Raw genomic sequence first — 11,374 nt, 5'->3', positions numbered from 1 at the left:
GATCACCAGCGAGGGGCGCCGGCCGAACTTGTCGCCGATGTGGCCGAAGATGATGCCGCCCAGCGGGCGCATGAAGAACCCGACCGCGTAGGCGGCGTCGGCGGCGCGAAGACCGGCCCGCAGCTCGCCGGTGAAGTCCGAGTAGCCCGGCGTGTCCAGGAGGTTGATTTTGACGTCGTCGTACATCAAGGGAAGGACGGAGAGCACGACGGAACGCTGCTGGTGGATCTCGGAGGGATCCGAGTCGCTGACGGTGGTGCCGTCGACGATCGAACCCATCCGGTTCGTGGCTCCCGCCGCCAGCAACAGGGCCTCCGCGAGCATCGTCTTCCCGGCACCGGAGTGGCCCACCAGCACCACGTTGCGGATCTGCTCCGGCCGGGACACCGTTGCCGCGGCGGAGACCTCCGCCCGGCGCAGATCGGCGCTCCGTCCAGAACCCTTCGCCAACCCGTTGGCCGATTTCCCCGACATGAGCGCCTCCTGGCGTCGTAGGCAGCCTCGTCCCTGCACACTCGCGTGCTGTTAACAGATTCGACACCCAGAAGGGGTACACCGGCAAGGGTTGGACCGCATCCCTGTGCAAACAAGACCAGGCCGGGCTGCCGCGCAGCTGGTCTGGTTGGGACATCCGATCGTTGCTAGCGTGGCGGAATGAACCCGTCGAAGGCCCCAGCCGAGATCCTTAACATTGCCGGCAGCGAGGTTCGCATCTCGAGTCCGGACAAGGTGGTGTTCCCACAACCCGGGCTGACGAAGCTCGACCTGGTTCGCTACTACCTTGCCGTCGCGGATGGTGCACTGCGCGGCGCCGGCGGCCGCCCAATGGTGCTCAAGCGCTTCCCGAAGGGCATCGATGCTGAGCCATTCTTTCAGAAGCGCGTGCCTGAAAACCACCCTGACTTCATCCACACGACAACGCTGCACTATGCGTCGGGGACATCAGCCGAAGAGGCCGTCCTTAGGGATGCTGCGGGCCTAGCGTGGGTCGTGAATCTTGGATGCCTGGACCTCAACCCGCACCCCGTGCGCGCCGAGGACCTCGAGCACCCCGACGAGCTGCGGGTCGACCTCGATCCGATGCCGGGAGTCGACTGGTCGCAGATCGTCGACGTCGCCTGCGTCGCACGGGAAGTGCTCAACGACGTGGGACTGGTGGGTTGGCCGAAGACGAGTGGGTCGCGGGGACTCCACATCCTTGTGCGCATCGCGCCTCAATGGTCGTACCGCCACGTGCGGCTCGCCGCAGAGACCCTCGCTCGCGAGGTCGAGAACCGCGCTCCCGGCCTCGCCACCGCACGGTGGTGGAAGGAGGAGCGCGGCGAGAGTGTGTTCGTCGACTTCAACCAGAACGCCAAAGACCGCACCGTGGCTTCCGCGTACTCGATCCGGCCCCTGCCCGACGCCCGGGTTTCGACGCCGCTCACATGGGACGAGGTCACCTCCGCCCGGCCGGAACAGTTCACTGTGCGCTCGGTGCTCGAGCGCTTCGCCGACGTGGGCGACCCTCACGCCGGCATCGATGACGCGGTCGGCACCCTCGACGGGCTCCTCGCCTTGGCGGCCGAGCTCGGCCCCGCCGAGAAACCGCCGGGCGGCGGCGACGGCTCCGGCCGCCGGAAGTCGATGATGCCGCTCATTGAAGTGGCCCGAACCAAGACCAAGCCCGAGGCGTACGCGGCGCTCGATGAGTGGAAGACTCGGCATGCGGACGTCGTCCCGGCCCTGCAACCGGCTGATGTGCTCGTCGACGGAATGCGCGGATCAAGCTCGCTCTGGTACAGGGTGCGAGTGAACTTGCAGCACGTCCCCGTAACGAAGCGGCCGCCGCAGGAGGAGCTCATCAGCGACTACGACCCACGGGCCGGCAAGGACTGGCCGGGGCGCCCGGGGTCCTAACCCACTGACCAAAACCGGAAGCGCACAAAGCCAACGGAACAGCCGGTGTCTGCAAGGTGCAGCTTGTCCCCCAGCCAATGTCACGTCTTGCAGTTCCGACGCGGAACAGCTCCGCCATGACCAATCTGCAGCGCCACTGCGCCAAAACCAAGCGAGGAGCCGGCTGCCCCGGCAACGGCCGACAAATGAAAGACCCCCGAAGGGGCCCACAAGTCAACATTTGTCCACTACCAGAGGCCTACATGCCTCCGCACAGTAAAAACGTGCCCGAGGTGGGATTCGAACCCACACGGTTTTACCCGCCGCATTTTGAGTGCGGTGCGTCTGCCATTCCGCCACTCGGGCCTGCACCGGTCGCGAAGCAGGTCTCCAAACTGTGAAAACCGTCATGCTGCCCGGTGCGCGAATCTACTCTACATGCCGATAGGCTATTTCACGGAACCGACGCCATGCCAATGGCAACGCAACACTCTAGGAGCGCCAGTGTCTGAACAAACCGAGTCTGTCCCCGCTCGCCGCGTCGTCGTCGCGGAGGACGAGACACTGATCCGCCTGGATATCGTCGAAATTTTGAGGGGCGAGGGCTACGACGTCGTTGGCGAAGCCGACAACGGCGAAAAGGCCGTGGAACTCGCCCAGGAACTGAAGCCGGACCTGGTCCTCATGGATGTGAAGATGCCCGTGATGGACGGCATCTCGGCCGCGGAGCAGATAGTCAAGGCGCGCATCGCCCCGGTGGTGCTGCTGACCGCGTTCAGCCAGAAAGAGCTGGTGGAGCGCGCACGCGACGCCGGTGCCATGGCCTACGTGGTGAAGCCCTTCACGCCCGCGGACCTGATCCCGGCCATCGAGATCGCGCTCTCCCGCCACGAAGAGATCGCCGCCCTGGAATCCGAGGTATCCGACCTGCAGGAGCAGTTCGAGACCCGGAAGCTGGTGGAGCGGGCCAAGAGCCTGCTCATCACCAAGATGGGCCTGACCGAGCCGGAAGCGTTCCGCTGGATCCAGAAGACGTCGATGGACCGCCGGCTGAGCATGCGCGAAGTCGCCGAGACCATCATCAACCAGGTGAACTGAGGCAACGCGAACGGCGAACTAGGCAGCGGGAACGTCGAACCGAGGCAACGCGAACGGCGAACCAAGGACAGCAGAACGGCCTCCGGAATGATCCGGAGGCCGTTTTGCTGTCCTAGTGCCTGCAGCGGCCCTTCGCCTACGACGACGGCCAGGGCCCGACCCGCTCGGGCCGCGGGTGCGGCTGCCCGTCCAGCAGTTCGCCGGCGTCCGCCAGGTCGCCCACCCTGTGCACCTTCAGGGAGTTGGTGGAACCGGCCTTGCCCGGGGGCGAACCGGCGGCGATGACGACCAGGTCATCGATCTCCACCAGCCCGCGCTCGTACAGGATCCGGTCCACCTGGGCGGTCATCTGGTCCGTGTGCTCGACGAACTCCACGACCAGCGGCTGGATGCCCCAGGTCAGCGACAGCACGTTCAGGGTGGACTGGAGCGGGGTGAACGCGAAGACCGGCCGACCCGGGCGCAGCCGGCTGAGCCGGCGGGCCGAGTCGCCGGACTGGGTGAACGTGCAGATGTACTTGGCGTCGAGCTGGTCGGCGATCTGCACGGCCGCCCGGGTGATGGCGCCGCCGCGGGTTTTCGGCTGGCTGCCCAGCGGCTGGATGCGGTCCAGCCCGTGCTGCTCGGTGGACTCGATGATCCGGGCCATGGTCCTAACCGTCTCCAGCGGGTACTTGCCCACGCTGGTTTCGCCCGAGAGCATGACCGCGTCCGCACCGTCGAGCACGGCGTTGGCGCAGTCCGATGCCTCGGCCCGGGTGGGCCGCGGGTTGTCGATCATCGATTCGAGCACCTGGGTGGCCACAATCACCGGTTTCGCCCAGCGGCGGGCCAGTTCGACGGCGCGCTTCTGCACCAGCGGCACGTCCTCCAGAGGCAACTCCACGCCCAGGTCTCCGCGGGCGATCATGATGGCGTCGAACGCGTCGATGATCTCTTCGATGGCGTCCACGGCCTGCGGCTTCTCGATCTTGGCGATCACCGGGGCGCGGCGTCCCTCCTCGTCCATGATTTCGTGGACCCGCCGGACGTCACCGGCGTTGCGCACGAAGGACAGGGCCACCATATCGACGCCGGTCTTGAGCGCCCAACGCAGGTCTTCCTCGTCCTTCTCGCTCAGGGCCGGGACGTTGACCGCGACGCCGGGCAGGTTGATGCCCTTGTTATTGGACACCGCACCCGCCACGGTGACTTCCGTGACCACCTTGACGTCGTCGACCTCGATGGCCTTGAGCGCCACCTTGCCGTCGTCGATCAGCAGGGAGTCGCCCACGTTGACGTCGCCCGGCAAGCCCTTGTGCGTGGTCGAGCACTGCTCGGCGGTTCCCTCCACGTCCTCGGTGGTGATCGTGAAGCGGTCCCCCACCGCCAGGTGGTGGGGACCGTTCACGAACCGCCCCAGGCGGATCTTGGGGCCCTGCAGGTCGGCGAAGATGCCCACCGGCTTGGACAGTTCGGCCGACGCCTTGCGGACGTTGTCGTAGGTCTGCTGATGCACGCGGTAGTCGCCGTGGCTCATGTTCATCCGGGCCACGTCCACGCCCGCCTGGAGGACGGCCAAAGTGCTCTCGTAACTGGCGATGGCAGGACCGAAGGTTGCAACGATTTTTGCGCGTCTCATATCCCTACCCTAATCAGAATGCGGCCATCGCGCAGGCGTGCCGCCGCTACGGCAGCACCGCGATCGCACGGTCTTCCGGGGCCACCGGTGCCGGCAGCCGCGTGGTACCGGTCAGCCACCGGTCGACAGCGGCCGCGCAGGCGCGCCCCTCGGCGATCGCCCACACGATCAAGGACTGTCCGCGGCCGGCGTCGCCGGCGACGAAGATGCCCTCGGCGCCGGTCATGTAGCCGCCGTCGCGGGCGACGTTCCCGCGCTCGTCGAAGGCCGCGTTGACCTGCGCGTCGATCCCGGCGTGCTCCGGACCGGTGAAGCCCAGGGACAGGAACACCAGGTCCGCCGGGATCTCCCGCTCCGTGCCGGGCTTGGGCACCCTCCTGCCGTCCACGAACTCGGTCTCGGCGACCTTCAGCGCCGTGAGCACGCCGTTCTCGCCCACAAACTCCACGGTGGAGGCGAGGTAGGTCCGCTGGCCGCCTTCCTCGTGGGCGCTGGCCACTTCGAACAGCGTCGGGAACGTCGGCCACGGCTGGTGCGAAGCACGCTGGGCCGGCGGCTGCTTGCCGATGGCCAGGGTGGTCACCGAGGCCGCCTGCTGCCGGTGCGCGGTGCCGAGGCAGTCCGCGCCGGTGTCGCCGCCGCCCAGGATCACCACGTGCTTGCCCCGGGCGTCGATCTGGTCCGGGACCGCCTCGCCGGCCACCACCCGGTTGGCCTGCACCAGGTAGTCCATGGCGAAGTGCACGCCGGACAGCCCGCGCCCGGGGATCGGCAGGTCCCGCGGCACGGTGGCACCGGTCGCGATCACTACGGCGTCGTAGCGGCGGCGCAGCTGATCCCAGCTGATGTCCTTGCCCGCCTCGATGCCGGTGCGGAACCGCGTGCCCTCGGCCCGCATCTGCTCCAGCCGGCGGTCCAGGTAGTGCTTCTCCATCTTGAAGTCGGGAATGCCGTACCGCAGCAACCCGCCCACCTTGTCGTCGCGCTCGTACACCGCCACGGTGTGGCCCGCTCGCGTCAGCTGCTGCGCCGTGGCCAGCCCCGCGGGTCCGGATCCGACGATCGCGATTGTGTGACCGGTCAGCCGCTCCGGCGCGTGCGGAGTCACCCAGCCCTGGTCGAAGGCTTCCTCGATGACGGACACCTCCACCTGCTTGATGGTCACCGCCGGCTGGTTGATGCCCAGCACGCAGGCCGCCTCACACGGCGCCGGGCACAGCCGGCCGGTGAATTCGGGGAAGTTGTTGGTGGCGTGCAGCCGCTCGATCGCCTCCTGGTCCTTGCCGCGCCAGGTCAGGTCGTTCCACTCCGGGATCAGGTTGGCCAGCGGACAGCCCTGGTGGCAGAACGGGATGCCGCAGTCCATGCAGCGGCCGGCCTGGCTGCGGAGCACGCCCTTTTCCTGCGCCTCGTAGACTTCCTTCCAGTCCATGATCCGCACGGGAACAGGGCGGCGGGGCTGGGTCTGGCGTTCTCGGACTTTCATAAATCCGCGTGGATCAGCCACCGGTTACCTCCAGGATTCGGTTCCAGACAACGTCGCCGTCGGGGTCGAGCCCCTCGGCTTCGGCGTTCGCCCGGGCTTGCAGCACCGCCGCGTAGTCGCGCGGCAGCACCTTGGTGATGCGGGCCAGGGTGCCTTCGAGGTCCTCCAGCAGGCGCGCGGCCAGCCGGGAACCGGTCTCCTCCGCATGTTTCTTCAGCAGGGCGGCGATGGTCCCTTCGTCCGCCGGGTCCGGCCGCAGCAGCTGCAATTCGCCGTTGCCGGTGCTCTGCGTGTTCAGCATGCCCGGGTCCAGGTCCAGCACGTAGGCCACGCCGCCGGACATGCCGGCGCCGAAGTTGCGGCCGGTCCGGCCCAGGACCAGGGCCAGTCCCCCGGTCATGTACTCGCAGCCGTGGTCGCCAATTCCTTCGACGACGGCGGTGGCACCCGAGTTTCGGACCAGGAACCGCTCGCCCACCTGGCCGCGCAGGAACATCTCGCCGCTGGTGGCGCCGTAACCGATGACGTTGCCGGCAATCACGTTGCGTTCGGACGCGAACGTGTTGGCCCGGTCCGGCCGGACGATAATCCGTCCGCCGGAGAGCCCCTTGCCGACGTAGTCGTTCGAGTCGCCGAGCAGCCGCAGGGTGATGCCGGCGGGCAGGAAGGCGCCCAGCGACTGCCCGGCCTGGCCGGTCAGCGTCACGTCGATGGTGTCGTCCGCCAGGGGCTCGATGCCGAAACGCCTGGTCACTTCGTGGCCGAGCATCGTGCCTACGGCCCTGTCGGTGTTGATCACGTCCAGGCTGATCCGCACCGGTTCGCGCTTAATCAGCGCGTCGGAGCTCATGGCGATCAACTGGTTGTCGAAGTGCTTGTCCAGTTCGTGGTTCTGCGTGGTCATATTGCGCAGCGGGATGTCGGAGTCGGTGCCGTAGCCGCGCAGGATCGGTGACAAGTCCAGGCCGTCGGCCTTCCAGTGGTCGACCGCTTCGCGGGTGTCCAGCAGCTCCGCGTGGCCGATGGCCTCGGCCAGGCTGCGGAAGCCCAGCCCGGCCAGCAGTTCACGCACTTCCTCCGCGATGAACTCGAAGAAGTTGACCACGAACTCGGGCTTGCCGGTGAACCGGCGGCGGAGTTCCGGGTTCTGCGTGGCAACCCCCACGGGGCAGGTGTCCAGGTGGCAGACGCGCATCATGATGCAGCCGGAGACCACCAGCGGCGCCGTCGCGAAGCCGAACTCCTCGCCGCCCAGCAGCGCCGCGATCACCACGTCGCGGCCGCTCTTCAGTTGCCCGTCCACCTGCACGACCACCCGGTCCCGCAGGCCGTTGAGCATCAGCGTCTGCTGCGTCTCGGCCAGCCCCAGTTCCCAGGGCGCTCCGGCATGTTTGAGCGAGTTCAGCGGGCTCGCCCCGGTGCCGCCGTCGTGCCCCGAGACGAGGACGACGTCGGCCTTCGCCTTGGTCACGCCGGCCGCCACGGTGCCGATCCCGACTTCGGACACCAGCTTCACATGCACGCGTGCCGAGGGGTTGGAGCGCTTCAGGTCGTAGATCAGCTGCGCCAGGTCCTCGATCGAGTAGATGTCGTGGTGCGGCGGCGGTGAGATCAGCCCCACGCCCGGTGTCGAATGCCGGGTCCGGGCCACCCACGGGTAGACCTTCTGGCTCATCAGCTGGCCGCCCTCGCCGGGCTTGGCTCCCTGGGCCATCTTGATCTGGAGGTCCTCGGCGTTGGTGAGGTACAGGCTGGTGACGCCGAACCGGCCGGAGGCCACCTGCTTGATCGCCGAACGGCGCTCCGGGTCCAGCAGCCGGTCCACGTCCTCGCCGCCCTCGCCGGTGTTCGATTTCCCGCCCAGCCGGTTCATGGCGATGGCCAGCGTCTCGTGCGCCTCCTGCGAGATGGAGCCGTAGCTCATGGCCCCCGTGGAGAACCGCTTGACGATGCTGGCGACGGGTTCGACCTCCTCCAGCGGCACGGGCGGGCGGGCGCCGGCCTTGAACTTCAACAGGCCGCGGAGCGTCATCAGGTCCTTCGCCTGGTCGTCCACGCCGCGGGTGTAGGCCTTGAACACGTCGTAGCGCCGTTCGCGGGTGGCATGCTGCAGCCGGAACACCGTCTCCGGGTTGAACAGGTGCGGCGGTCCTTCGCGGCGCCACTGATACTCGCCGCCGTTCTCGAGCGACCGGTGGGGGTCTTCGATCCCGTCGGCGGGGTAAGCCTGGGCGTGCCGTGCCGCGGCCTCGGCGGCGATGACGTCCAGGCCCACGCCGCCGAGCTGCGACTGGGTGCCGGCAAAGTACTGGTCGACCAGGGATTGGGCGAGTCCGATCGCCTCGAATGTCTGGGCACCGCAGTAGGAGGGGACGGTGGATATGCCCATCTTGGACATGATCTTCAGCACGCCCTTGCCCAGGCCCTTGATCAGGTTCTGCACGGCCTGGGCCGCGGTGACGCCCTGGAGGTCGCCGTTGCGCACCAGTTCCTCGCAGCTTTCCATCGCCAGGTACGGATTGACGGCGGAGGCGCCGTACCCGATCAGGGCGGCGACGTGGTGGACCTCGCGCACGTCGCCGGCTTCCACCAGCAGCGAGATCTTGGTCCGGTTGGCGCTCTTGAGCAGGTGGTGGTGCACGGCGCTCGTCAGCAGCAGCGACGGGATTGGCGCCCATTGGGCGTTCGAGTCCCGGTCCGAGAGCACGATGAACTTCACGCCGCGGTTGACGGCGCCGGAGACCTTTTCGCAGATTTCCTGCAGCCGGGCGGCCAACTCGGCGGCGCCGCCGTCGGGCCGGTAGAGGCCACTCACCTTCAGCGCGAGGCGGCTGCCCTCCTCGTCTTCCATCGCGGCGATCTTGGCCAGTTCGTCGTTGTTGATCACGGGGAAGTTCAGCGCCACCTGGGTGGTGCGCACCTGGCCGGTCGCCAGCAGGTTGCCGTCGGGGCCGATCGACGAACGCAGCGAGGTCACGAGTTCTTCGCGGATGGCATCCAGCGGAGGGTTGGTCACCTGGGCGAAGGACTGCACGAAGTAGTCGAACAGCAGCCGCGGGCGCTTGGACAACACCGCGATCGGGGTGTCGGTGCCCATGGCCCCCAGCGGTTCGGCGCCGGTGCGGGCCATCGGGCCCAGCAGAATCCGCAGCTCTTCCTGCGTGTAGCCGAAGGTCCGCTGGCGGAGGTTGACCGACGCGGCGGTGTGCACCACGTGCTCGCGTTCCGGCAGGTCCTCCAGCCGGATCATGTTGTCCTTGAGCCATTCGCCCCACGGGTTGGCGGCCGCGACGTCGGCCTTGATCTCCTCGTCCTCGACCAGCCGGCCGGCCTCGGTATCCACCAGGAACATCTTCCCCGGCGAGACCCGGCCCTTCCTGACCACCGTGGCGGGATCGATGTTGACGACCCCGACCTCCGAGGCCAGCACGACCAACCCGTCCTCGGTGACCCAGTAGCGGGCCGGGCGCAGGCCGTTGCGGTCGAGCACGGCGCCGACGAGCCGGCCGTCGGTGAAGGAAACGGCGGCGGGGCCGTCCCACGGCTCCATCAGCATCGAGTGGTACTGGTAGAAGGCGCGCCGCTCAGGGTCCATCGTGGCGTGGTTCTCCCACGCCTCGGGAATCATCATCATGATCGCTTGCGTAATCGGGCGTCCCGCGAGCATCAGCAATTCGGCGACTTCGTCAAAGGAGGCGGAGTCGGAGGCGCCGGGCGTGCAAATCGGAAACAGTTCTTCAGGCGTGTCGCCCAGCAGGGGGCCCTTCAGCTGCGACTGCCGGGCCCGCATCCAGTTGCGGTTGCCCTTGACCGTATTGATCTCGCCGTTGTGCGCGATGGTGCGGAACGGCTGGGCCAGCGGCCACGAGGGGAACGTGTTGGTGGAGAAGCGGGAGTGGACGATACCCAGTTTCGTCTTGAAGCGGGGGTCGGAGAGGTCCGGGTAGAAGGGTTCCAGCTGCGCGGTGGTCAGCATTCCCTTGTAGACGATGGTCTTGGACGACAGCGACGGGAAATACACGCCGAACTTGTTTTGGGCGCGCTTGCGGACGCGGAAAACGCGGGCATCCACATCGCTGCTGCCGGCGGCGGCCGGGTTGACGCCTAGGAACACCTGGGCAAAGTGGGGCATGCAGGACCGCGCCATAGCGCCGACCAGTTCGGCCACCACCGGGACGTCGCGCCAGCCGAGGACTGTGAGGCCCTCGGAGGCGGCGATGGCCTCCACGCCTTCCCGCGCTACCGCCGCCTCAGACTCGTCGCTGGGCAGGAACGCGGTTCCGGCGGCATACAGCCCGGGTGCCGGCAGTTCAAAGCCCACCACCGCGCGGAAGAATTCATCGGGGATCTGGGTGAGCAACCCGGCGCCGTCGCCGGTTCCTTCGTCGGCGCCGACCGCGCCGCGGTGTTCCAAATTGCGCAGCGCCGTCAGCGCGGCGTCGACGATGTGGTGGCCCGGCCCGCCCCGCAGGGTGGCAATCACCGCCAGGCCGCAGGCGTCCTTTTCGTGGGCGGGGTCGTACAGCCCGGTTTTTTCCGGGTAGGCGGCGAACCGACTGAACGGCGAGGGCACCGTGGTGTGCCGGCGTTCGTGTCCGCCGCCGGGGCTGCGCGGGGTACTCGACCCCTTGAACGGAGGAGTCATCTGAACTTCCTTCTCCTGGATGTAGGTGAGAAGGGGACGGCGCTGGCCCCGCCCGGGCCCGCTCGAGCAAGCAGGCCCGTGATGCATGGATTCTGTGGTTAGCTCACCCCGCACAGCGCATTCGGTGTCCAGGGGTCGGATGGGGCCGCCAGGATGAACTGTGCGGTTGATCGGCCACGGCCGCCGGGACCGCACTGGGTGGTGCGCCTTGTCCGGCGGAGAATCCACGTCAGTGTGGTCGGTACGCCGCATGCCTGCGCCCGGTCGGTGGTCCGGGAGGTGCGTACTGATAGTTCGGACCGCCTATGAGGGCGGGCCGGCCGCGGATCGAGTCTGTTCTGCGGTAGAGCGACGATAGCACGGCGGGCACCCCGCATCACAGGCTTTTCCGGTTTTTTACCGACCGCTTTCCGGATTGCCGACGGCAGCCCGGAGCGCACAAAGCCGCCGGAACGTCAGATTGCTGCGTTCCGGCGGCTGCGCGGGGAAAACTAGTTCTGGCTGCGGTTGTTGTCCGCCCTGAACGGGTCGTGCCCGGCCGCGGCATCGGCGGCTTTGGGGGCATTGGCGGGCTTGGCGGCGTCCGCGGGGTTGGCGGCGGGGTTGGCGGCATCCGCGGGCTTTGCAGCAGCATCCGCGGGCTCGG

The 11,374-nt window shown here is 67.8% G+C and carries 6 protein-coding genes and 1 tRNA gene; 2 read left to right on the top strand and 5 right to left on the bottom strand.

The features are described 5' to 3' along the window. Positions 1–474 (bottom strand): GTP-binding protein (locus tag AC5RV2_RS09745; protein WP_494092161.1); only part of this gene is annotated, 474 nt, incomplete at its 3' end. Between the two features lie 180 nt (positions 475–654). Here AC5RV2_RS09745 and ligD point away from each other — a divergent pair. Then, the gene (gene ligD, locus AC5RV2_RS09740) at positions 655–1,899 is read left to right on the top strand and encodes a non-homologous end-joining DNA ligase (protein WP_494092160.1); all 1,245 of its coding nucleotides are present in this window, start codon (positions 655–657) and stop codon (positions 1,897–1,899) included. A gap of 264 nt (positions 1,900–2,163) precedes the next feature. On the opposite strand, the gene AC5RV2_RS09735 is transcribed toward ligD, so the two are convergent. Next, positions 2,164–2,244 (bottom strand) — tRNA-Leu (locus tag AC5RV2_RS09735). A gap of 138 nt (positions 2,245–2,382) precedes the next feature. Here AC5RV2_RS09735 and AC5RV2_RS09730 point away from each other — a divergent pair. Beyond that, on the top strand, positions 2,383–2,976 hold the full coding sequence (locus tag AC5RV2_RS09730; RefSeq protein WP_493977830.1) for an ANTAR domain-containing response regulator: 594 nt from the start codon (positions 2,383–2,385) through the stop codon (positions 2,974–2,976). A 136-nt stretch (positions 2,977–3,112) separates the two neighbouring features. On the opposite strand, the gene pyk is transcribed toward AC5RV2_RS09730, so the two are convergent. Genes pyk through gltB form a run of 3 tightly spaced genes read right to left on the bottom strand, consistent with a single transcriptional unit; the run spans position 3,113 to position 10,728 of the window. Next, on the bottom strand, positions 3,113–4,597 hold the full coding sequence (gene pyk / locus AC5RV2_RS09725; protein ID WP_494092159.1) for a pyruvate kinase: 1,485 nt from the start codon (positions 4,595–4,597) through the stop codon (positions 3,113–3,115). A 46-nt stretch (positions 4,598–4,643) separates the two neighbouring features. Then, positions 4,644–6,104 carry a glutamate synthase subunit beta gene (locus AC5RV2_RS09720; protein WP_494092158.1) on the bottom strand — a complete coding sequence of 487 codons (1,461 nt, stop codon included), beginning with the start codon at positions 6,102–6,104 and terminating at the stop codon, positions 4,644–4,646. After that, complete coding sequence (gltB, locus tag AC5RV2_RS09715; RefSeq protein ID WP_494092157.1) at positions 6,097–10,728, bottom strand: glutamate synthase large subunit; 4,632 nt, start codon at positions 10,726–10,728, stop codon at positions 6,097–6,099. The genes AC5RV2_RS09720 and gltB overlap by 8 nt, the downstream gene beginning before the upstream one ends. Positions 10,729–11,374: the final 646 nt, after the last annotated feature.

It is taken from the genome of Arthrobacter sp. Y3225116, assembly GCF_059091245.1.
The sequence above is the reverse complement of the archived record's forward strand: the minus strand, read 5'-3'. Positions and strand labels throughout refer to the sequence as shown.